This is a genomic window from Stappia sp., assembly GCF_965276915.1.
In the GTDB taxonomy this organism is placed as follows: Bacteria; Pseudomonadota; Alphaproteobacteria; order Rhizobiales; family Stappiaceae; genus Stappia.
In genome coordinates this window covers 2,613,249-2,634,916 of the sequence record NZ_OZ255709.1, presented here as the reverse complement: position 1 = coordinate 2,634,916, position 21,668 = coordinate 2,613,249, and the positions used below count along the sequence as shown (strand labels likewise).

Annotated in this window: 20 protein-coding genes; 9 read left to right on the top strand and 11 right to left on the bottom strand. The window is 66.3% G+C overall.

The window, feature by feature from the left end; all coding sequences use genetic code 11:
* Window positions 1-54: 54 nt before the first annotated feature.
* Genes ACQY46_RS12285 through ACQY46_RS12270 form a run of 4 tightly spaced genes read left to right on the top strand, consistent with a single transcriptional unit; the run spans window position 55 to window position 4,343 of the window.
* On the top strand, window positions 55-411 hold the full coding sequence (locus ACQY46_RS12285; protein WP_428696328.1) for a virulence factor: 357 nt from the start codon (window positions 55-57) through the stop codon (window positions 409-411).
* Entirely contained in the window at window positions 408-1,304 is an 897-nt protein-coding gene (locus ACQY46_RS12280) for a methylenetetrahydrofolate reductase (protein ID WP_428696327.1), read from the top strand. The genes ACQY46_RS12285 and ACQY46_RS12280 overlap by 4 nt, the downstream gene beginning before the upstream one ends.
* Window positions 1,304-2,251: a methyltetrahydrofolate cobalamin methyltransferase gene (locus ACQY46_RS12275; protein WP_428696326.1), complete on the top strand. Its 948-nt coding sequence runs from the start codon at window positions 1,304-1,306 to the stop codon at window positions 2,249-2,251. Before ACQY46_RS12280 ends, ACQY46_RS12275 begins: the two co-directional genes overlap by 1 nt.
* Window positions 2,252-2,303: 52 nt before the next feature.
* On the top strand, window positions 2,304-4,343 hold the full coding sequence (locus ACQY46_RS12270; RefSeq protein ID WP_428696325.1) for an ASKHA domain-containing protein: 2,040 nt from the start codon (window positions 2,304-2,306) through the stop codon (window positions 4,341-4,343).
* 24 nt (window positions 4,344-4,367) lie between these two features.
* On the opposite strand, the gene ACQY46_RS12265 is transcribed toward ACQY46_RS12270, so the two are convergent.
* The 9 genes from ACQY46_RS12265 to ACQY46_RS12225 all read right to left on the bottom strand — a co-directional run bounded on the left by ACQY46_RS12265 (window position 4,368) and on the right by ACQY46_RS12225 (window position 12,872).
* A complete protein-coding gene (locus ACQY46_RS12265; RefSeq protein WP_428696324.1) occupies window positions 4,368-5,288 on the bottom strand; it encodes a DUF1194 domain-containing protein in 921 nt (306 codons plus the stop codon).
* 171 nt (window positions 5,289-5,459) lie between these two features.
* Window positions 5,460-5,774, bottom strand: coding sequence for a hypothetical protein (locus ACQY46_RS12260; protein WP_428696323.1), 315 nt, complete (start codon window positions 5,772-5,774; stop codon window positions 5,460-5,462).
* 47 nt (window positions 5,775-5,821) lie between these two features.
* Complete coding sequence (gene pyrC, locus ACQY46_RS12255) at window positions 5,822-6,871, bottom strand: dihydroorotase (protein ID WP_428696322.1); 1,050 nt, start codon at window positions 6,869-6,871, stop codon at window positions 5,822-5,824.
* The gene (locus tag ACQY46_RS12250; RefSeq protein WP_428696321.1) at window positions 6,868-8,151 is read right to left on the bottom strand and encodes a Zn-dependent hydrolase; all 1,284 of its coding nucleotides are present in this window, start codon (window positions 8,149-8,151) and stop codon (window positions 6,868-6,870) included. The genes pyrC and ACQY46_RS12250 overlap by 4 nt, the downstream gene beginning before the upstream one ends.
* Complete coding sequence (locus ACQY46_RS12245) at window positions 8,148-9,092, bottom strand: dihydroorotate dehydrogenase (RefSeq protein ID WP_428696320.1); 945 nt, start codon at window positions 9,090-9,092, stop codon at window positions 8,148-8,150. Before ACQY46_RS12245 ends, ACQY46_RS12250 begins: the two co-directional genes overlap by 4 nt.
* Window positions 9,086-9,937, bottom strand: a complete 852-nt coding sequence (locus ACQY46_RS12240) for a dihydroorotate dehydrogenase electron transfer subunit (RefSeq protein WP_428696319.1) — start codon at window positions 9,935-9,937, stop codon at window positions 9,086-9,088. Before ACQY46_RS12240 ends, ACQY46_RS12245 begins: the two co-directional genes overlap by 7 nt.
* The gene (locus ACQY46_RS12235) at window positions 9,934-11,220 is read right to left on the bottom strand and encodes a TRAP transporter large permease (RefSeq protein WP_428696318.1); all 1,287 of its coding nucleotides are present in this window, start codon (window positions 11,218-11,220) and stop codon (window positions 9,934-9,936) included. Before ACQY46_RS12235 ends, ACQY46_RS12240 begins: the two co-directional genes overlap by 4 nt.
* The gene (locus ACQY46_RS12230) at window positions 11,217-11,720 is read right to left on the bottom strand and encodes a TRAP transporter small permease (RefSeq protein ID WP_306030669.1); all 504 of its coding nucleotides are present in this window, start codon (window positions 11,718-11,720) and stop codon (window positions 11,217-11,219) included. Before ACQY46_RS12230 ends, ACQY46_RS12235 begins: the two co-directional genes overlap by 4 nt.
* Before the next feature lie 114 nt (window positions 11,721-11,834).
* Window positions 11,835-12,872: a TRAP transporter substrate-binding protein gene (locus ACQY46_RS12225; RefSeq protein ID WP_428696317.1), complete on the bottom strand. Its 1,038-nt coding sequence runs from the start codon at window positions 12,870-12,872 to the stop codon at window positions 11,835-11,837.
* A 244-nt stretch (window positions 12,873-13,116) separates the two neighbouring features.
* On the opposite strand from ACQY46_RS12225, the gene ACQY46_RS12220 reads away from it, so the two are divergent.
* Complete coding sequence (locus tag ACQY46_RS12220; protein ID WP_428696316.1) at window positions 13,117-14,034, top strand: helix-turn-helix domain-containing protein; 918 nt, start codon at window positions 13,117-13,119, stop codon at window positions 14,032-14,034.
* A gap of 36 nt (window positions 14,035-14,070) precedes the next feature.
* Here ACQY46_RS12220 and ACQY46_RS12215 read toward each other — a convergent pair whose 3' ends face one another.
* Window positions 14,071-16,107: an FAD-dependent oxidoreductase gene (locus ACQY46_RS12215; RefSeq protein WP_428696315.1), complete on the bottom strand. Its 2,037-nt coding sequence runs from the start codon at window positions 16,105-16,107 to the stop codon at window positions 14,071-14,073.
* Window positions 16,108-16,242: 135 nt separating this feature from the next.
* Between ACQY46_RS12215 and ACQY46_RS12210 the strand changes: the two genes are divergently transcribed.
* Window positions 16,243-16,890, top strand: coding sequence for a TetR/AcrR family transcriptional regulator (locus ACQY46_RS12210; RefSeq protein ID WP_428696314.1), 648 nt, complete (start codon window positions 16,243-16,245; stop codon window positions 16,888-16,890).
* Window positions 16,891-16,924: 34 nt separating this feature from the next.
* Here the strand turns inward: ACQY46_RS12210 and ACQY46_RS12205 are convergent, their stop codons facing one another.
* Window positions 16,925-17,665 (bottom strand): SDR family NAD(P)-dependent oxidoreductase, encoded by a 741-nt coding sequence (locus ACQY46_RS12205; protein ID WP_428696313.1) that lies wholly within the window; start codon window positions 17,663-17,665, stop codon window positions 16,925-16,927.
* A gap of 143 nt (window positions 17,666-17,808) precedes the next feature.
* Between ACQY46_RS12205 and ACQY46_RS12200 the strand changes: the two genes are divergently transcribed.
* The 3 genes from ACQY46_RS12200 (at window position 17,809) to ACQY46_RS12190 (ending at window position 21,662) form a co-directional block, all read left to right on the top strand.
* Window positions 17,809-18,519, top strand: a complete 711-nt coding sequence (locus ACQY46_RS12200; protein ID WP_428696312.1) for a GntR family transcriptional regulator — start codon at window positions 17,809-17,811, stop codon at window positions 18,517-18,519.
* A 37-nt stretch (window positions 18,520-18,556) separates the two neighbouring features.
* Entirely contained in the window at window positions 18,557-19,561 is a 1,005-nt protein-coding gene (locus ACQY46_RS12195; protein WP_428696311.1) for a TAXI family TRAP transporter solute-binding subunit, read from the top strand.
* A 67-nt stretch (window positions 19,562-19,628) separates the two neighbouring features.
* A complete protein-coding gene (locus ACQY46_RS12190) occupies window positions 19,629-21,662 on the top strand; it encodes a TRAP transporter permease (RefSeq protein WP_428696310.1) in 2,034 nt (677 codons plus the stop codon).
* Window positions 21,663-21,668 lie beyond the last annotated feature (6 nt).

The following is a 21,668-nucleotide window of genomic DNA, read 5'->3' as shown; positions in this document are numbered from 1 at the left end:
GATGCTTGAAAGGCGCCGGATGGCGGCGCCGAAACGTGTGTTCGGAGCGGCACCGTGGCGCAGAAAACCATCGTCTACTGGCGGGACATACCGGCGCAGGTGCTGGTCAAGGCCGGCCGAAAGAGCGCCCGCCGTGAACTGCCCGAGCAGTTCATCCAGGCCATCGACCGCTGCGCCATGCGCGTCGGCGCCAGGGACAGCGACGCCTATCTCGCCGAATGGCGGCGCGGCGATCCGCAGCCCGTCGGCGACGACCTGGAGGCGGAAGCCGAACAGGCGCTGACCGCCCTGCTTGCCGCCTATCCCGCCGACCGTCTCAAGGCGCTCGTCACGGCCCAGGGCCATGACACCGCCCAGGACGGAGCGGGCATTTCCTCCCCCGACCCCTCGCATACGGGACAAGCGACATGACGGATCCCCGCCTGAACGACCTGGGGTGCTTCGCCGCCTCGACCGAAATGTCGCCGCGCCAGGTGGTCGAGAAGCCGGAGCTGCTCGCCCTGATCCCGATGGGAACGCGGGTCTACCTGACCGACCTCGGCAATGTCGGCGAGGACGACATCATCCGCGCCGCGCGCCGTGTCACCGATGCCGGGCTCGTCGCCGTGCCGCACATGGCGGCGCGCCGCTATGCCTCCTTCGCCGCCTTCGAGACGCGGCTGACCCGGCTGGTGACGGAAGCCGGCGTGCGGGACGTGCTGGCGGTGGCCGGCGAGGCGCCTGCGCCCGGCCCGATCCGTTCCTCGGTCGAGATGATCGAGACCGGCCTGTTCGACCGGCTGGGGATCGCACGTATCGGCGTTGCGGGCCATCCGGAAGGAGCCCCCGACATCCCGCGCGAGACGATCCGTGCCTTCCTGATGCGCAAGCACGAGCTTGCCGAGCAGAGCGATGCCCGCTTCCACATCGTCACCCAGTTCGGTTTCGACCCGCACAAGGTCAATCTCTGGCTCGACGAGATCGCCGCCTGGGGCAATCGCTTCCCCGTCCATATCGGCGTCGCCGGCCCGGCCAAGATGACGACCCTGATCAAGTATGCCGCCTTTGCCGGCGTCGAGAACTCCCTCGCCTTCCTCAAGAAGCGCGGCGGGGCGGTGGTATCGATGCTCGCGGGCTACGATCCCGAGACGATGCTGGCGCCGCTGGAGGCGCGCGTGCAGACGCGCCCGCATACCCAGCTCCAGCAGATCCACGTGTTCCCGTTCGGCGGACTGACCAAGACCGCCGACTGGCTCGCTGCCCGCGGCAGCTGGTCCCATGCCGGCGCCGGCTCCCATCCGTTTCCTGCAGAGGTAGCGCAATAATGACCAGAACCATCGTGGCCTCGGCCACGCGCGAGATCATCATCGGCTTCGACCAGCCCTTCTGCGTGATCGGCGAGCGGATCAACCCCACGGGGCGCAAGAAGCTCGCTGCCGAGATGGCCGCAGGCGATTTCTCGACGGTGGAACGGGACGCGCTGGCACAGGTGGCGGCGGGCGCGACCATGCTCGACGTCAATGCCGGTGTCACCGCCGTCAACCCGAACGAGACCGAGCCGCCGCTTCTGGTGAAGACGCTGGAGATCGTGCAGGGCCTCGTCGACGTGCCTCTTTCCATCGACAGCTCCGTGACCGCGGCGATCGAGGCGGGCCTCAGGGTCGCCAAGGGACGCCCGCTGGTCAATTCCGTCACCGGCGAGGAGGAGAAGCTCGAGGCGATCCTGCCGCTGGTGAAGAAGTACAACGTGCCGGTCGTTGCCATTTCCAACGACGAGACGGGCATTTCGGAAGACCCGGACGTGCGCTTCGAGGTGGCGCGGAAGATCGTCCAGCGCGCCGCCGACTATGGCATCCCGGCCCATGACATCGTCGTCGACCCGCTGGTCATGCCGATCGGCGCAATGGGGACAGCGGGCCGCCAGGTGTTCCAGCTGCTGCGCCGCCTGCGCGAGGAGCTGAAGGTCAACACGACCTGCGGGCTGTCCAACATCTCCTTCGGCCTGCCGCACCGGCACGGCATCAATGCCGCCTTCATCCCGATGGTGATCGGCGCGGGCATGACCAGCGCGATCATGAACCCCTGCCGTCCGCAGGAAATGGAGGCCGTGCGCGGCGCCAACGTCCTGAGCGGCAACGACCCCAACTGCTCCGACTGGATCATGACCTATCGCGACTACAAGCCGGGCGCGGAGACCGGTCCGGCGGCGGCTCCGGGCGGCGGCTCCGGACGGCGCGGCGGGCGCGAGGGGCGCAGGCGGGCAAGCGTCTGAGCGAGGGCAACCGGCTCCCTCCCGGCAGCAAAGTGAAGGCAAAAGCGCGCGCATGACAGAACGTCCCGGAACGGCGAGGATTGTCTTCCAGCCGAGCGGCCGACGGGGAAATTTCCCGGTCGGCACGCCGTTGCTCGATGCCGCCCGCGCGCTTGGCGTCTACGTGGAATCGGTCTGCGGCGGGCGCGGTATCTGCGGCCGCTGCCAGGTCTCGGTCTCCGAAGGCGCCTTCGCCAAGGAAAAGCTGACGAGCTCAGCGGAGCACCTTGGCCCCGTCACCGAGGCCGAGGCCCGCTACGCGCGGCTGCGCGAGCTTGCCAGCGACCGCCGCCTCTCCTGCCAGGCGACGATCCAGGGCGACATGGTGGTCGATGTCCCGACGGATGCCCAGACCAACCGCCAGGTGGTGCGCAAGCGCGCCGAAAACGTCACCATCATACCGGACAGCACCGTCCGGCTGGTGACGGTCACCGTCAGCGAACCGGACATGGAGCAGCCGCTTGGCGATGCCGACCGGCTGCTGGCGGCGCTGATCGCGGAAAGCGGCGAGAGCGGGCTTTCCCTCGATGCCGGCCTGCTGTCGCGCGTCCAGGCGACCCTGCGCAAGGGCAAGTGGACCGTCACCGCCGCGATCTGGCGCGACGATACCCATCCGCCACGCGTCATCGCCCTGTGGCCAGGCGAAAAGCAGACCGTCTACGGGCTCGCCGTCGATATCGGCTCGACCACCATCGCCGCGCATCTGTGCGACCTGCGCAACGGTCGCACCGTGACCTCGGCCGGCACATCGAACCCGCAGATCCGCTTCGGCGAGGATCTGATGTCGCGGGTGTCCTATGTCCAGATGAACCCGACGCGCCTGCCGGATCTCGTTGCAACCGTCCGCGCGGCGGTCGACGCGCTGGTGGCGAAACTCGTCGCCGACGTGGGCGCGACGCGCGAGGACGTGGTCGACGCGGTCTTTGTCGGCAACCCGATCATGCATCACCTCTTCCTCGGCATCGACCCGACCGAACTTGGCGGCGCGCCTTTCGCGCTGGCGGTGTCGGGCGCAGTGCACACGCGCGCCGTCGATGTCGGGCTGGAGCTCAATCCCGGTGCGCGGGTCTACATGCTGCCTTGCATTGCCGGCCATGTCGGCGCGGACGCCGCCGCGGCGGCACTCTCCACCCGCCCCTTCGAGGCCGAGGCGATGACGCTCGTCGTCGACATCGGCACCAACGCGGAGATCCTGCTCGGCAATCGCGAACGGCTGCTGGCGGCAAGTTCGCCGACCGGTCCCGCCTTCGAGGGCGCCGAGATTTCCTGCGGCCAGCGCGCCGCGCCCGGCGCCATCGAGCGCATCCGCATCGACCCGGAAACGCTGGAGCCGCGCTTCAAGGTGATCGGCCTCGACGAATGGTCGGACGACCCGGAATTCGCGGAAAAGAAGGACCAGGTCGGCGTCACCGGCATTTGCGGATCGGGCATCATCGAGGCAGTGGCCGAGCTCTATCTTGCCGGCGTGATCACCACGGACGGCCTGATCGACGGCGCGCTTGCGGCGCGCTCGCCGCGCGTCGTCCAGAAGGGGCGCACCTATGCCTATGTAGTGGCGAGCGAGGGCATCGAGCTGACCATCGGGCAGACCGACATCCGCGCCATCCAGCTCGCCAAGGCGGCGCTCTATGCCGGCGTCAAGCTGCTCTCCGACAAGCTCGGCAACCCGGAGATCGAGCGTATCCGGCTCGCCGGCGCCTTCGGCAGCTACATCGACACGAAATATGCGATGATCCTGGGACTGATCCCCGATTGCGACCTCGCCGAGGTATCCGGCATCGGCAATGCCGCCGGCACCGGCGCGCGCATGGCGCTGGTCAATCGCGGCGAACGGCGCACGATCGAGCGGGTGGTGCGGGAGATCGAGAAGATCGAGACGGCGCTGGAGCCGAAGTTCCAGGAGCATTTCGTCAACGCCATGGCGATCCCCAACAAGGTCGATCCCTTCCCCCGCCTGCGCCAGGCGGTCACCCTGCCGGAGCCGCGCCAGGCATCCGAACCCGGCGACGGCGAGGAGGACGGCACGCGCCGCCGCCGGCGCCGACGGGGATAGGGGAGTTCCCGGTGGTTAGGTCCGTCAGCGGCTGTCGCCGTCGAAGATCCACCGGCGCTGGTTCCAGATCTTTTCGCCGATCATGCAATCGTAGGGCGCCTCGTTGCCAAGCTGGACGGGCGTGATCCGCTCGCCGCCGACATAACCGGCCGGCACGATGCGTGCCGGCTGAGCGCCAGGACGACGCCAGGGATCGCGCGGCATGTCGGGTGCCAGCCCGCCGATCTCCAGCACCAGCTTGCGCCGGACAGCCTCGGCGAACTGGTCCCAGCCATTGACCGGGATCATGAAGCTGCCGGGGCCGCCGATCACGCAGTGGCGGTAATACTCGTCGAGATCGTCGATGCCGAAGAGCATGCCGGCGCCGTCTCTTGTCATCATCGGCAGGCCGTTGATGGTGATGCCCTTGCCGATCGCCCGGTCCCGCTCCAGGGTCACGGGCAGGCCCTGGTTGTTGGGCCCGTCGCCCGAGACGTCGATGACCTGGCGCTCGGACGGATATGGCGCCGCCTCGACAAGGGCGATGCCGCGTGCAATGGCGCCGGAGATCGACGTGCGCCGCTCGCCCCGGCTGTCCTCCTCCATAAGCCGGTCGGAAACGGCCTGGGCATCAGCCGCCGTCTCAATCAGCGTCCAGGGCTGGATCTCGCGGGTGTGGCGGTCGGCCGCCCATTCGAAGATCGTTATCGCGATCCGCCCATGGGCGCCGCCGAAAATCGCCCGCAGCACTTCCGGACTGACGATCGCCTCGGCATAGCCCCTTCGCTGGATGCGCAATTCCTCGAGCGACATCGAGCGGGACACGTCGACCGCCAGAACCAGCGCCACGTCGACGGGCGGCTGGCCGCGCTGCTGCGAAAGGGCCGGCGGCGGCACGACAAGGGTCGCGGCGATGGCAGTCACCACGGCGAGGATCGAGGACGGAAGCGGACTTTTCCACCACATGCCCCAAGGGTAGTCGAGTTCGCGCCGCGCGCCACGGCAAAGTTTTGCTCAAGCGGAACAAACGCCCGGCGATTGCTTCCGCCAAAGCGCGCCTGCCAGGTGAGCCCCCTGCCCCGGAGCGGGCCTTTCGGCCGGCCCGGAGGAAGAGAAGAGGTTGGCAGGCGTTCCGGTTCACACCTTCATCAGCTTGAGGGCGACCTTGTTCAACGCCTCGAGCATTGCATCGGCCGAACCGCCGGCATGAGCGCTGTCCAGGATCTGGAGGATCTCGCGGAACTGCTCCAGTTCCTTGCCCGCCACGTCAAGCGTCAGCGGCTGGTCGTCATAGGTCTCGACGAAGAGCTGGGCGGCCCGGGAAACGAGCAGCCATGCGGCGGCATTCGCCGGATCGTCGGTGATGCGGCCGCGGGCGTCGCGCGCGCAGGCTTCGAAGCCGCGGACACTCGCCGCCTGTTCGTTCAGACCATTCGCAAGCTCAATGAACATATGGCACTCCTTTGACAAAGGTCTCTTGCCGGCAGACCTGCCGGCCGTCAGGAAATGTCGGGCGTGACGCTCCAGTGAAGCGGCACCATGGGATCGAAAACGGTTACGGATCCCTCCCCCGTATCGATCTTGTCCGGGAAGGCAACAGGCGCGTCCTGCCGCTTCAGCGTGATCCGCCCCTCGTTGGGCGGCAGGCGATAGAAGGCCGGCCCGTTCAGCGACGCGAAGGCCTCAAGCCGGTCGAGCGCGCCCTCCTCCTCGAAGACATGGGCAAGGCACGAGACGGCGTTCGGCGCGGTGAAGATGCCGGCGCAGCCGCAGGCGCTCTCCTTCAGCGGATCGGTATGGGGGGCGGAGTCCGTGCCGAGGAAGAAGCGCGGATCGCCGGAGGTCGCGGCCGCGCGCAGCGCCAGCCGGTGCTCCTCGCGCTTGGCGACGGGCAGGCAGTAGTAATGCGGCCGGATGCCGCCGGCGAGGATCGCGTTGCGGTTGATCATCAGGTGATGAACCGTGATCGTCGCGGCCATGTCGCGCTCCTGCGCGCGGACATAGTCGGCACCGTTGCGCGTGGTGACATGTTCCATCACGACACGCAGGCCCGCGATGCGGCGGCGGAGCGGATCGAGAACCGTCTCGATGAACACCGCCTCGCGGTCGAAGATGTCGATCTCCGGGTTCGTCACCTCGCCATGCACACAAAGCGGCAGGCCGATCTCGGCCATCCGCTCCAGCACCGGGGTGACCTTGTCGATGTCGCGCACGCCGGCATGCGAATTGGTCGTCGCACCGGCCGGGTACAGCTTCACCGCCTTGATGAGCCCGTCCCGGAAGCCAGCCTCGACGTCGGCGGCATCTGTGTCTTCGGTCAGGTACAGCGTCATCAGCGGCGTGAAATCATGCCCTTCGGGGAGCGATGCCACGATGCGCTGCCGATAGGCCTCGGCCTGGGCGGTGGTCACCACCGGCGGCACCAGGTTGGGCATGATGATCGCGCGGGAGAAATGCGCGGACGTGTGCGGCAGCACGCCGGCAAGCATCCCCCCGTCACGCAGGTGCAGATGCCAGTCGTCAGGCTTGGTGATGGTCAGCTGGTTCATGGTGTATCCGTCAGATACTGGTGGAGTATGTCGGTCGCAGACAGCAGGTCCGGCAGTTCCATCGCCTCCTGCGGATTGTGCGAGCCGTTGCGATTCCTCACGAATACCATGCCTGCCGGCACCCCTGCGGCGGAAAACACCGCGGCGTCGTGACCGCCGCCGCTGGCCATCACGAACGGCTCCTGGCCGGCCTCCTGCATCGCGGCGGAAAGTCCGGAGACGAGGGCGGGGTCGCAAAGCGCCGGCTCGACGCGCAATTCCTCGTCGAGCTCGAAGCGCACCTTCCGGTCCCGCTCGATCTGCGCCATCTCGGCCTTGAGCAGGTCGCGCATCTCGTCGAGCACCCGCGCGCTCTGGCTGCGCAAATCGAGGCTGAAGGAAATCTGGTCGGGGATGCGCGTCATCGCATGCATCTTCGGATCGGTCCCGACGATGCCGCTGGTCAGCACCAGGTCGTCGCCCTTGGCAAGGATGGTCGCCCAGCTCTCGTCGAGCCGCACCAGAAGATCGGCCATGGCGAGAACCGGATCGCGGCGGAAGGCACGCGGCACGGCGCCGGAATGCCCTGCCTCGCCGAGGCAGCGCACGGACCGGTAGCGGATGTTGCCGCGAATGCCGGAGACGACGGCGGCCGGAATGCCCTTGCCCACAAGCAGCGGGCCCTGCTCGATATGCAGTTCAAGATAGGCTGCGACCCGGGACAGGTCCATCAGCGGCCGGCCGGCGCGCACCGGCGCCATGTCGATCCGGAGCGCATCCATATGCGCATCAAGCGTGCGGCCGTCGCCCTTGTGGCATGCCTTCAGCTCGGAGGCCGCAAGCGTGCCGGTCAGCGCCTTGGAGCCGATATAGCAGGGACCGAACCAGGCGCTTTCCTCGCCGCGCATGGCAAGCACATGAACGGGGGCGGAAAAACGCGTCCCCCGCCGCTTGGTCCTGAGAAGGCAGAGCAGGCCGGCGACGACGCCCGCCAGACCGTCGAAGTTGCCGCCGAAGGGAACACTGTCGACATGCGAGCCGATGAGCGTGTAGCGCTCGGCCTCGCGATCTCCCGGCAGGCAGAAATTGGCGTTAAGGCCCTTGTCGTACCAGACCTCCAGCCCCTCGCGGCGGGCGAAGTCCTCCAGGAATGCGAGGGTACGCGTCTCGATGTCAGAGAAGGCCGGGCGGCTGACCCCCTCCACATCCGGCGAGAACCCGGCGATTTCCCCGAAGAGGAAACCGGCGATGCGCAACTCCTCCGCGCGGTCGTCGAGCGCGGGCTTGCGCAGCGCGGTCACGGCGCCGCCTCCATGAAGACGACGCCCTCCTTCTGCTCCTCGTCGATCACGGTGCCGATCAGGTCGCGGACGGAGGCGAGCTTCTCGCGCTCCAGGTAGCGCTCCAGCTCGGCAATGATCGTCACCATCGCGGTGGGATTGATGAAGGTGGCGGTGCCGACCTGCACGGCGCTGGCACCGGCGATCAGGAACTCGATGACGTCCTCGGCCGTGGAGATGCCGCCGCAGCCGATCACCGGGATGGTGGTCGACTTGGCGCATTGATAGGCCATGCGCAACGCGATCGGCTTCAGCGAGGGACCGGAGAGCCCGCCCATCAGGTTGCCGAGCTTCGGCCGGCGGCTGCGGATGTCGATCGCCATCGCGAGCAGCGTGTTGGCGACCACCAGCGCATCGGCGCCGCCCTCCTGCGCCGCGCGCGCCACTTCCGGCGTCTCGCCCGTGTTCGGCGTGAGCTTGGCCCAGAGCGGCAGGTGGGTCGCCTTGCGCAGCTTGCGCATCACGTCATAGGTCGAGGAGGGGCGGATGGCGAAGGCCTTGCCGTCCTCCTCGATGTTCGGGCAGGAGATGTTGACCTCGATGGCGGCCACGCCCTCCACCGTCACTTCCGAGCACAGGCGGGCGAAGTCGTCCGCCGTGTTGCCGGAGATCGAGACGACGAGCGGCGTTTCGTAAGCGCGATAGAACGGCACGACCTTGTCGAGGAAGGCGCCAACGCCCTTGCTCGGAATGCCGATGGAATTCAGCATCGAGCCGCCCACCTCGCACACGCGCGGCGTCGGATTGCCGTCGCGCAGGTCGGCCGTGATCGTCTTGGTCACATGCGCGCCGAGGCACTCAATGTCGAAGACCTCGGCGAGCTCCTCCGAGAAGGTGCCCGAGGCCGGCATGATCGGGTTCTTGAGCCTCAAGCCGGCAACGTCGATCGACAGGTCTACCATGGCATCGCCTCCTGAATGTCGAAGACGGGGCCTTCGCGGCAGACGCGCAGCTGCACGGTCTTGTCGCCCTTGCGGAACGGCCGCACGCAGCAGTGGCACATGCCAAGCCCGCAGGCCATCTGCTGCTCCAGCGCGATCTCGCCGGGAATGTCGTGGCGCTTGCCGATCTTCTGAAGCAGGGTCAGCAGGCGGTTGGAACCGCAGGTGTAGAACGCATCGACGCCCTCGCCCGCGACCATCTCCTCGATAAGAGTTTCCAGATGGGGAATGGCCGAGGTGCCGTCGACGTCGGTGACCGGCACGATCGTCGCGCCCAGCTCGCGGAAATAGTCGATCGACATCAGGACGTCGGGGTGGCGGGCGCTGCAGATCGCGGTCAGGTGCCTGCCGAGGCGCCGCGCCTCCAGCGCCAGCGGGGCGAGCGTCGCCAACCCGACGCCGCGGGCGACGAGCACGAGGCGCTGCCAGTCGTCCTCGATGCGGAAGCCCTGGCCGAGCGGACCCATCACGTTGAGCGATCCACCGGGCGAAAGCCGCGACAGCCCCCGCGTGCCGGCACCCGTCACCTTGTAGAGGAAATGCAGCTCGCCCTTTTCCGGGTAGAAGCCGTAGATGCTCATCGGCCGGCGCAGATAGGGCGTCTCGCCGCCAAGCGCCGGGCACAGCAGGTTGAAGAACTGTCCGGCGCGGCAAAGCTCGAGCATTTGGCGCGGGGCCTCCAGCACCAGGCGCATGTATTCGCCGTTCACCGGATCATTGGCGAGCACCGTCAGGTCTCTTTCGAAAACGACGGGTTCCGCCCGCCCGCCGATGGCGGACGCAGGTTTCGTCAGCGCATTGGTCATCCGAACACCAGATTGGGCAGGAAGGTGGAGATCGACGGGATGTAGGTGATGATCGCAAGCGCCACGAGATTGGCGATCACGAACGGCCATATCCCGGAAATGATCGTCATCACCGGCTTGCCGAGGGTGGAGGAAGCAACGAACAGATCGAGCCCGAAGGGCGGCGTGATCATGCCGGCCGAGATGTTCAGCGTGACGATCATGCCGAAATGCACCGGGTCGATGCCCATCGCGGTAGCCACCGGATAGAGCGGCGGCACGAGGATCAGCAGCGCCGAGTTCGGGTCGATGAACATGCCGGCAATCAGGAAGACCACGTTGACCACCAGAAGGAAGACGATCGGTCCGGCGTCGACGGCGGCGAGGAATTCAAGAATCTGGGCCGGAACCTGCGCCAGCGTGATGAAATAGGAGAGCAATCCGCCGAGCGCGAGCAGGATGAAGATGATGGCGGTGGAGACCGCCGCCCGCTCGGTCACCTTGAACAGCCTTGCAAGCGTCAGTTCGCGGAAGACGACAAGCTCGACGAAGATCGCGTAGACGACGCTGACGGCGGCGGCCTCGGTCGGGGTGAAGACGCCCGAATAGATACCGCCGAGAATGATCACCGGCATGCCGAGCGCCCAGCCCGCGTGCCAGACGGCGCGCGCGCGCTCGCCCCAGGAGGTGCGCTCGCCGGCCGTGACGCCGCTGCGACGCGCCTCGACGGCGACCATCACGGCGAAGACCAGGCCAAGCACGAGACCGACCGCCATGCCGGCGACGAAGAGGCGTGCGACCGAGGTCCCGGTCATCCAGCCATAGATGATGAAGGTGATGGAGGGCGGGATCAGCAGCGCCGTCTCGGCGCTGGAAGCGATCAGGCCGAGCGAGAACTTCTCGCTGAAGCCGGCCTTGCGCATCTCCGGATAAACGAGGCGCCCCATGGCGGCGACCGTTGCCGGCGCCGAGCCCGAGACCGAGCCGAAGGCCATCGAACCGCCGACGATCGTGTAGCCGATGCCACCCTTGCGATGGCCTAGCAGCGACTGGACGAGGCCGGTCAGGCGCTTTGCGATCTGGCCCTCGCCCATCAGCTCGGCCGCAAGGATGAAGAAGGGAATGGCGAGCAGGGTCGAGTGGTTGATGCCACCGACAACCTTCTGCACCACGACCGGGTCGGGCAGCGTGCCGTAGAAGATCTGCTTGACCAGCAGCGCCGGCACGCCAAGCACGAGAAACATCTCGAAGCCCGCGACCAGCAACATCACGGCCAGCGCAACAATGAGGATAAGAAGGATCATGCCTCGTCGGGCTCCCGTGACGGTGTGCGCTCGATCAACCCGAAAAAGCTCAGCAGGTAGCGCAGGGCGAGCAACCCGAAGCCGACCATGGGGGCGACGTAGATCCAGCCCATCTGCAGGCCGAGCGTCGGGCTTTTCTGGCCGGACCCGAAGACGAAGAGGGTCATCTTCCAGCCGAGCCAGACCACATAGAGCGCGAAGAGAAACCCGACGGCGTCGATGATCCGGCGGACCGGAAGGCCGGTGGCGGCGGCGATGCGCTCGCGCCAGGTGTCGACGGCGACATGCCGGCCGATCTCCAGCGCATAGCCGATGGCGAGAAAGACCAGGTAGAGGTTCATCAGCCGCACCGCTTCCTCGATCCAGCCGAGGCTGGTGGCAAGGGGGCTGCCCGAGGCGCGCACGACGACATTGACGAAGTAGAGACCCACCATCGTCAGGAATATCAGGACCAGCGCCGACCGCTCTACGGTGCGCAGGATCGAGAGGGCATTGCGCATTGATTGTCTCCGGAAATCCGCTGGAGGGACCGACCTGCCCGCCGACAAGCGGCGGGCAGGAGGGGCAGAGACGGGCGCGGTCCGGGCCGCGCCCGCATGCGGGAGTGCCGGCGGTTACTTGGTCGCCGCGGCGTATTCCTGCTCGTACAGAAGGACGAGCTGCAGGCCTTCCTCGGCGGCGCCCTGCACATAGGCGTCGCGGGCGGGCGGATACATCGCCTCGCGGAAGGCGACCTTCTCCTCGGCGGAGAGTTCGCGAACGTCGACGCCGGCGGCCTTGATCTCCTCAAGCGAGGCGGCGACAGCGGCCTTCTTGTGGGCGATGAGATCGGGGATCACTTCGGCGAAGGCCTCGGTGATGACCGTGCGATGCTCTTCCGGCAGGCTGGACCAGAAGGTCGGGTTGAAGAGGATCACGTCCTCCATCGCGCCGTGGTTGGAGACGACGAGATGCTTCTGCACCTCGTAGAACTTCATCGCCCGGATGGTGTCGAGCGGGTTTTCCTGGGCATCGACCACGCCGGTCTGCAGCGAGGTGTAAAGCTCGCCGAAGGGCAGCGCGATGGCCGAGGCACCGACCGCCTTGAACTGCTCGATCAGGATGTTGGAATCCATCACGCGGAACTTCTGGCCGGAAAAGTCCTCCATCGACGCCAGCGGCTTGTTGGAGGTGAAATTCTTCTTGCCGTTCGGCCACAGCATCAGGCACTCGACGCCGCGGCTGTCGAAGGAATCGCACAGCGCCTGGCCGAACGCACCGGAGCGCAGGGCCTGGGCCTTGTCGTCGTCCTCGGGCAGCAGGAAGGGAATGTCGAGGATCGAGATGGCCGGGTTGAAGCCGCCGAGGAAGGCGGCCGGGGCCACCGTCGCCTCGAGCGAGCCGAGCTGGACGCCCTCGGTCATCTCGCGCTGTCCGCCGAGCTGGCCTTGCGGGAAGATCTGGAATTCGACCGCACCGCCGGTGCGCTCGGCGACCAGTGCGGCGACCTTCTCCAGATGCACGTGGCGCGACTGCTGCGTCGATTCCAGATGGCCGATCTTGGCGGTGAAATCCGCCGCGAAGGCGCCGGAGGACAACGCGACGCCGGCAACGGCAAGGACGGCCGTGGCGGCCAGCTTGCGGATTGCAGGCTTTCCGATTGTATGTGTCATAGGGCTCCACCTCTTTTTGGCACGGGAAACATTCTTGCTTCTTGGCGCGGAACATGCGCGGAAGGAAGCAGCCTATTGAGCAGTCTGGACCATGTCAATAATTCATCTCAAAAATGAGACAATTGGACATTTGATCCAATAACTGATTATCATGCACTAATTGAGCCGTGCAATTGATCTCCGGCAACCCGACCAGGGATACGTGTCCCGGCGAGGGATATCTCGAAGTCCACGGGAACCCGCATTGACCCAGGAAGACACAATCCGGTTCAGCGACATCGGCGCCCGGCTGCGCGCCTATCGCCTCGGAAAGGGCCTGACCCCCGATGCGCTGGCGGAAAAGCTCGGCATTTCCCGCGCCGCCCTTTACCGCGCCGAGAAAGGCGAGATCCGCAAGATCGAGATGCTGAACTCGATCGCCGACGAACTGGGCGTCTCGCTGCCGAGCCTGCTCGGCGTCGGCGTCGAATATGTCAGCACCGCCATCGGCTTCTTCGAGCGCATGCGGCAGATGGAGGACGAGTGCCAGCAGATCATCGGGCTTTTCGGTCCCATGTCCTACCTGCTCACGTCCGACGCCTATGACGACATCCTGAAGGAAGTGCTGAGCGAATCCATTCCCGAGGGAACCGACCCGGACGGAGAGGCGGCGGACGCCGTCGACAGGCTCGTCGACATCCTGCGGGCGCGCAAGGAGGCTTTCCGCCTGCGCCGGCCGCTGATCGTCAGCCTGATCTCCTCCGCCGACCTGGAACGTTTCCTCCTGCACGGGCTCATCGGCCGTCACGACCTGCCGCCCGAGACCGTCGACTGCCGCCGCCTGATGGCGCGGCGGGAGACGGAATATCTCCTTGCCATGCTGCGCGAGCAGCCCATCGGCATCCAGATCGGCATCGTGCGCGAACCGGTGCCGGCGACAAGTTTCCAGATCTTTCGCCAGACCAGCCGCTCGGTGCTGGCGATCAGCCCGTTCCGACTGGGCGAGCAGCCGAATGTGCGCCTTGGCGTCGCCCTGATCACCTCGGCGGCGGAGGCGATGACGCTGCACGAAACCATCGCAGAACGGCTGTGGGGCAATGCGCTGAAGGGGGCCGATGCCGCCGCCTATCTGGAAGCGCTCATCGACAAATACGCGATCGCCGCAGAGGCGCCGTCCAGGTAGGACAGGCCATCGCCTGCCCTGCCCTGTTTCCCGGCTTCAGATGTCCTTGACCAGCCGCAGCGCGTCGTAGATCGCCGCATGGGTGTTGCGCGCCGCGACCGCATCGCCGATGCGGAAGAGCTGGAAGGTGCCGTCCGGATTGCGTATCGCCGATTGCGGCTTTCCCTCGATCAGGTCGTCATGCGAGACTTCCCCCAGATTGCGGGACAGCGGCTTGAGCTCGAAATAGAGGTCATCCAGCGGGATCGTGCCGTGGTTGATGACCACCTGGTCGAACGCACGCTGTTTCGCCACCCCCCCGTAATCGCTGCCGACATGGGCAATCAGCTGATTGCCGTCCCTTGCAACAGCCTCCAGGCGGTAGGTGACGGTGAAGGTGGCGTCCAGTTTCTGAAGGCTGCGCATGTAGGGGACGAGGTTCATCGCCATGACCTCGGGCGCGAAGGAGCGGTCGGGCGTCATGATCTCGACCTTCGCACCGGTCCTGGCGGCGATCTCCGCCGCCTGCAGACCGGCATGGTCTCCCGCGTCATCAAAGACGAGCACATTGGCGCCGGGTTTCACATCGCCGGAAATGATGTCCCAAGAGGACACGACGAGCTCGTTGCCCGTCTTCAGCACCTCGGTATGGGGCATGCCGCCGGTGGCGACGATGACCACGTCCGGATTTTCCGCCAGCACGGTCCCGGCCTCGGCCCAGGTGTTGAAACGGAAGCTGACGCCGAGCTTCTCGCACTGCGCCATGCGCCAGTCGATGATGCCGATCATCTCGCGGCGACGCTCGCTTTGGGCGGAGAGGCGGATCTGGCCGCCCGGGGCGTTCGCGGCCTCGAAGAGCACCACCTCGTGACCGCGCTCGCCGGCGACCCGCGCCCCCTCCATGCCGGCGGGGCCGGCCCCGACGATGACAATCTTCCGCCGCGCGGTGGCCTTTGGGATCACATGCGGCATGGTCTCCTCGCGCCCGGTCGCCGCGTTGTGAATGCAATAGGCCGCGCCGCCCTGATAGATCCGGTCGAGGCAGTAGTTCGCGCCCACGCAAGGGCGGATCTCATCTTCCCGTTTTTCGATGATCTTGCGCACGATATGGGGATCGGTCATGTGGGCGCGCGTCATGCCGACCATGTCGAGCTTGCCGCTTTCGATCGCATGCCGCGCCGTCGCCACATCCGGAATTTTCGCCGCATGAAAGGTCGGAAAACCGGTCGCGGCCCGGATTTCGCCCGCGAAGTCGAGATGCGGGGAGCTGGCCATGCCCTGGATCGGGATGACGTCGGTCAGCCCGGCATCGGTGTCGATGTGCCCCCTGACGACGTTGAGGAAATCCACAAGGCCGCTGTTCTTGAGGCGCTTCGAAATCTCGAACCCGTCCGCCTTCGTCAGGCCGCCCTCCGACATCTCATCGCCGGTATAGCGAACGCCGACGATGAAGTCGGGGCCGGTTCGCTCGCGGATTTCCCGCAAGACATCGAAGGTGAAGCGCAGCCTGTTGTCGAGGGAGCCGCCATAGGGGCCGTCAAGCTCGTTTGTCAGCGGCGACCAGAACTGGTCCATCAGGTGGCCGTAGGCCTGCAGCTCGATGCCGTCCATGCCGCCCGCCTGCATGCGCTCAGCCGCGTCCGCGTAGTCCTTGACGATGCGCGCGATGTCCCAGTCCTCGGCCTTCTTCGGAAAGGCGCGGTGCGATGCCTCGCGGCTGTGCGAGGACGAGACGACCGGCAGCCAGTCGGCCTTGTCCCAGCGGGTCCGCCGGCCGAGATGGGTGAGCTGGATCATGATCGCGGCGCCCTCCTCATGCACCGCGTCGGTGAGTTCCCTCACCCAGGGCACGACCTCGTCCTTCCAGGCGAGGATGTTGTTGAAGACGGGCGGGCTGTCCTTCGAAACGGCGGCCGAGCCCGCCGTCATGGTCATCGCGACGCCGCCCCTGGCCCGCTCCGCATGGTAGGCGCGATAGCGCCCCTTCGGCATCCCGTCCTCCGGATAGGCCGGCTCGTGCGAGGTGACGATGATGCGGTTGCGCAGCTTCAGGTGCCTGAGCTGATAGGGCTGCAGAAGGGGATCGCTCGACATGGCCTGGCTCCGCTGTCTGGCTCGAAAATGACGACTGCCAGGACAGGGTATCCAGAAATGTTCACTAGTGTCAATTTCATGTTCATGCATGTCAATAAAATTGACTTGCGTGTCGGCCCTCCTTAGGAAACGGGCATGGACCAGACTTCCAAAGACAGCGGCTGGCGGGGTTCTCCGGACCTCTGGCTGACGGCGGCCCAAGAGGCCTTGCTGGAGGGCGGCGTGGATGCCGTGAAAATCCAGCCGCTCGCCAGGACGCTCAACCTGTCGCGCACAAGCTTCTACTGGTTCTTCAAGGACCGCGAGGAGCTGCTCGACGCCCTGATCGCGCGCTGGCGGGAGAAGAACACGGGCAATCTGGTCGGCCGGACGGAGGCCTATGCGGAGACGGTCGCCGAGGCGATGCTCAACGTCTGCGACTGCTGGCTGGACAGCGAGCTGTTCGATTCCAGGTTCGAATTCGCCATCAGGAGCTGGGCGCTGCAATCGCCCGGGATCGCGGGCGAGGTCCACAGGGCGGACACGCAGCGCATCGAGGCCTTGACGCACATGTTCCTGAATTTCGGCCAGGACGCGGCGCGCGCCGATGTCCGTGCACGGGCCGTCTACCTGACCCAGATCGGCTACATCTCCATGCAGACGCAGGAAGACAGCGCCGAGCGGCTGAGGCGGATCGCCGATTATGTGGAGATTTTTACCGGCGTGGCGCCGCAGCAGCGCGAGCTCGACCGCTTCTTCGCGCGGCACGCCCATCGATGCCACACCGCCGCGCCGGAACGCTGAACGCGGCCGGAAGCCGGTCGGGCGGTCCTCTTAGCTAGCACACGGCGCCGGAGCGGATGGCGAACATCGACAGGTCGCCGGTCGCCGAGGCACCGCCGTCGAGCGGCAGCACATGCCCGGTGATATAATGCGCGGACGGGCCGGTCAGGAAGGCAATCGCCGCCGCCACGTCCCTGCCCTCGCCCACCCGGCGCATCGGCGAGGCGGCCGCGAACACGTCCCGGGAGAGGCTCCGGTTGCCCATTCCACGGCCCGTGGGACCCGGGGCAACGGCATTGATGGTGATCGACCGCGGCCCGAGTTCCGTCGCCGCCGCCCGAATGAAGGCCTCAAGCCCGCCCTTCGAGGCTGCATAGGCGGCGCGGCCGGGTCCTCCACGCTGCCCGTGGCAAGATGAAAGGTGGACGATGGCGCCGCCCGTCGCCGCCATCATCTCGCCTGCCGCCTTGGTGATCCGGAACGCGCCGACAAGATTGATATCGAGGACACGGGCGAACTCCTCCTCCTCCAGCTCCTCGATGCGGGAGCGCGAGACGATGCCGGCGGCGTTCACCACCACGTCGATGCCGCCAAGACGATCGCGGGCTTCCGCCAGCGCCCCGGTGACGGACGTGCCCGAGGAAAGATCCGCCCTTGCCGTCCACTCCCCCGCGAGGCCGCACGGCTCGATCGTGTCCAGGTCCAGCAACGCAAGCCGGTCGCCGCGCTCCCTCAACGAGGCCGAAATCGCCGAGCCCAGCTCGCCTGACGCGCCAAACACCACTGATCTGAGCATTTTGAAATCCGCTTCTACTTTTCTGATCATAATATGATCTAACGTAGATTTACAATCAATCGTCATTATCATATCGTCAGAACGTTAGACGGCGGGAGGTCGCGGTGTTAGACGATGAAGCATCGTGGGGGGAGGCAACCTCGGTGGGCGAGCAACGCAAATCGGTGAGCACGGCGCTGTCGGATCGCATCCGTCGCGACATCTCGCTCGGCATCATCCCGGCGGGCTCCCGGTTGAACATCGACGCGCTGAAGCGGGAACACAAGATCTCCCACCCTTCCGTGCGCGAGGCGCTGTCGATGCTCGTGGGAGAGGGCATTGTCGGCGCGGCCGAGGGCAAGGGCTTCTTCGTCCAGGACTTCTCCCCCGAGGAACAGAGCGACATCGCACGGGTGCGCGCCGAGCTCGAGTGCCTTGCCTTCGCCTGGTCGGCCAAGGCGAGCGATCGCAACTGGCGGGCCGCGATCGTCGCCGCGCATCACGCGTTGCAAGAGGTGGAGCAGGAACTGATACTCGATCCCGTCGGCTCCGCGCTGGAGTGGGACGAGCGCAACGCCAACTTTCACATCGCACTGACACAGAATTGCGGCTCGCCTCGCCTGCTGGACCTCGTTGCCCAGCATTACGAGCTTGGACGACGCCATCGCTTGGCTGCCCATGCCCTCGCCATCCCGGAAAACGAGAGGCGATCATGGGTCGAAACGAGTGCGCAGGAGCATGCCGAACTGAAGGATGCGGCGCTTGAGGGGGATATCGCGAGAGGCCAGGGCCTGCTGCGAAATCACATCACCAAGAGCGCCAACAAATACTCCGCACTCATACTTTCGATGAGCAGCTCAAAAAACGTCGAATGACAGCATATCGACGCAAACCTGAAGAGAGGACGACAGCATGAACATTTCGAAATTCCTGAAGACCGCGGCTTTCGCGGCCGTGGTTGCGACGGCGGGCGCCGCCAACGCGCAGGATCTCCAGTTCTTCACCATCGGCACGGGCGGCACGGCGGCGACCTACTATCCGGTCGGCGGTGTCATCGCCAACGCGATTTCCAACCCGCCCGGCTCGCGTCCCTGCGAGGAAGGCGGCAGCTGCGGCGTGCCCGGCCTGATCGCCTCGGCCGTGTCCTCGCGCGGCTCCGTCGACAATCTCAACGCCATCTCCTCGGGCCTGCGCAACTCGGGCTTTGCCCAGTCGGACGTCGCTTACTGGGCCTTTACCGGCACCGGCACGATGGCTGGCCAGCCGCCGGCCGAGAAACTGCGGGCCATCGCCGCGCTGTTTCCCGAGCATATCCACCTGGTGGCGCTGGCCGACAGCGGCATCGATTCCGTCGCCGACCTGAAGGGCAAGCGCGTCTCGCTCGACGAGCCGGGCTCGGGCACCTATGTGGACGCCAACCTGATCCTCGAATCGGCCGGGCTCGGTGTCGACGACATCAGCGCCGAGGCCCTGAAGCCGGACGCAGCCGGCGATGCCCTGCGCAACGGCCAGATCGACGCGTTTTTCTTCGTCGGCGGTTACCCGACCGGCGCCATCGTGGAACTGGCCTCCGCGGTCAAGATCAAGCTGGTTCCGATCAAGGGCGAAGGCGCGGACGCGCTGATCGGCAAGTACGGCTTCTTCTCGTCGTCCGATATTCCGGAGGGGGCCTATGAGGGTGTGCCGGCAACCACGACCGTCGCCGTCGGCGCGCAGTGGATCACCAGCGCGGACGAGTCCGAGGACCTGATCTACGGGATCACCAAGGCGCTGTGGAACGGCAACACCCGCAAGCTGCTGGACACCGGCCACGCAAAGGGCAAGGCGATCACCACGGAGACGGCCCTGAACGGCATCGGCATCCCGCTTCATCCGGGCGCCGAGAAGTTCTACCGCGAAGCCGGCCTGCTGAAGTAACCGTCCAAAGACCGGATCACCCCGGAAGCGCGCCGCGTTTCCGGGGTTTTCCTTGAGAGGATCGACCATGGTCTCCGCCCCTACCCTTTCCGCCGCAGAGCTTGCCGAGATCGAACGCAAGTTCGACCCGGAAACGGCCTTCCGTCCGGTCGGACCGCGCATCGGGCCGCTGATCACGGGCCTGCTGGCGATCATGTCGATCTATCATTTCTACGCATCGGGCTTTGCCCTGATCCCGGAACTGATGCATCGGGCGATTCATCTTTCCTTCGTCCTGGGGCTCGTCTTCCTGCTGTTTTCCTGGCGCAAGTCCTCGCAGGGCGAGCTGTTGCCCAACCGCTGGTACCGCGTCGAGGGCATTCCGTATCTCGACATGCTGCTGGCCGTGCTGGCGGTCGGTGCGGCCATGTACCTGCCGCTTCAATCGCCCCAGACGCTGGCCATCCGCGTCGGCAACCCCGCTCCCGTCGACATCTTCTTCGGATCGGCGCTGATCCTGCTGACACTCGAGGCAACCCGGCGCTCGGTCGGCACCACCCTGCCGATCATCGCGCTGCTGTTCATGGGCTTTGCCCTGTTCGGCCCCTGGATGCCGGGCCCGCTGAAACACGGCGGAACGTCCTGGCTCGGCCTCGTCAACCATCTCTACATGACCAACCAGGGCATCTACGGCATCGCCATCGGCGTGATGGCCAAATACGTGTTCCTGTTCATCGTTTTCGGCGTGCTGGCCACCCGTATCGGCCTGGGGCAGCTGTTCATCGACATCGCCATGGTCGTAGCCGGTCGCTATTCCGGCGGCCCGGCCAAGGTGGCGGTCTTTTCCTCCGCCTTCATGGGGACGATTTCCGGCTCCTCGATCGCCAACACGGTGACAACCGGCGCCCTGACGATCCCGGCGATGATGCGCGTCGGCTATCCGCCGCGCTTCGCCGCCGCTGTCGAGGCGACCGCTTCCACCGGCGGCCAGATCACGCCGCCGATCCTCGGCGCGGCCGCCTTCATCATGGTTGAATACCTGCAGATCCCCTTGCGCGACGTGCTGGCGGCGGCGCTGTTTCCCGCGCTCCTGCACTATTTCGGCATCCTGACGATGGTGCATCTGGAGGCCAAGCGCCTCGGCCTGCGCGGCCTCAGCGCGGCGGAGCTGCCGAAGCTCGGCGTCGTCGTCAAGCAGCACTGGCTGTCGATCATCCCGCTGGTGATCCTCGTCTACCTGATCCTTTCCGGCCGGACGCCGGACTATGCGGCGGTCTACGGGATCATTGCCTGCGTCGTCGTCGGCGTGCTCAACCCGGTCAACCGCCTCACTCCGCTCGACCTGTGGAACGCGCTCGCCTCGGGCGCCAAGAACACGCTCGCCGTCGGCGCGGCTGCGGCAACCGTCGGCATCGTCGTCGGGGTGGTGACGCTGACCGGCGTCGGCTTCCGCCTCGGCTACATGATCGTCCAGACGGCCAACGACATCGGCACGGTCTTCGGCGGCCTCTGGCCCCTGTCGGCCTTCACCGTCGCCCAGTGGACGCTGTTCGTCTCGCTGATCATGATCGCCATCGCCTGCATCATCATGGGCGCCGGCATTCCCACCACCGCGACCTACATCATCCTGGTCGCCGTCGCCGCCCCGGCGCTGGCGGTGCAGCAGGTGGAACCACTGGTGGCGCATTTCTTCGTGTTCTACTACGGCGTCCTTGCGGACATCACGCCGCCGGTCGCGCTCGCCGCCTATGCCGCCGCCGGCATTGCCGGCTCCAACCCGTTCCAGACCGGAAACACCGCCTTCCGCCTCGGCATCGCCAAGGCGCTGGTGCCCTTCGTCTTCGTCTATTCGCCTTCGCTCCTGCTGGTCGCCGCCGACTTCAGCTGGTCGGCCTTCGCCGTCACCCTGACGGGGGCGATGCTCGGCATCGGCTGTCTCGGCGTCGCCTTCTCGGGCTACCTGCTGGCGCCGATGGGCAAATGGGAACGCTGGTGGACGGGCGCCGTGGCCTTCCTGTTCATCGCCCCCGGCCTGGCGACAATGGCGGTCGGGCTCGCGCTGCTCGCCCCGGTCGTCCTGCTGCAGGTGAAGGAAAGACGGGCGCGCACCGCCGCCGCCTGACGGTTC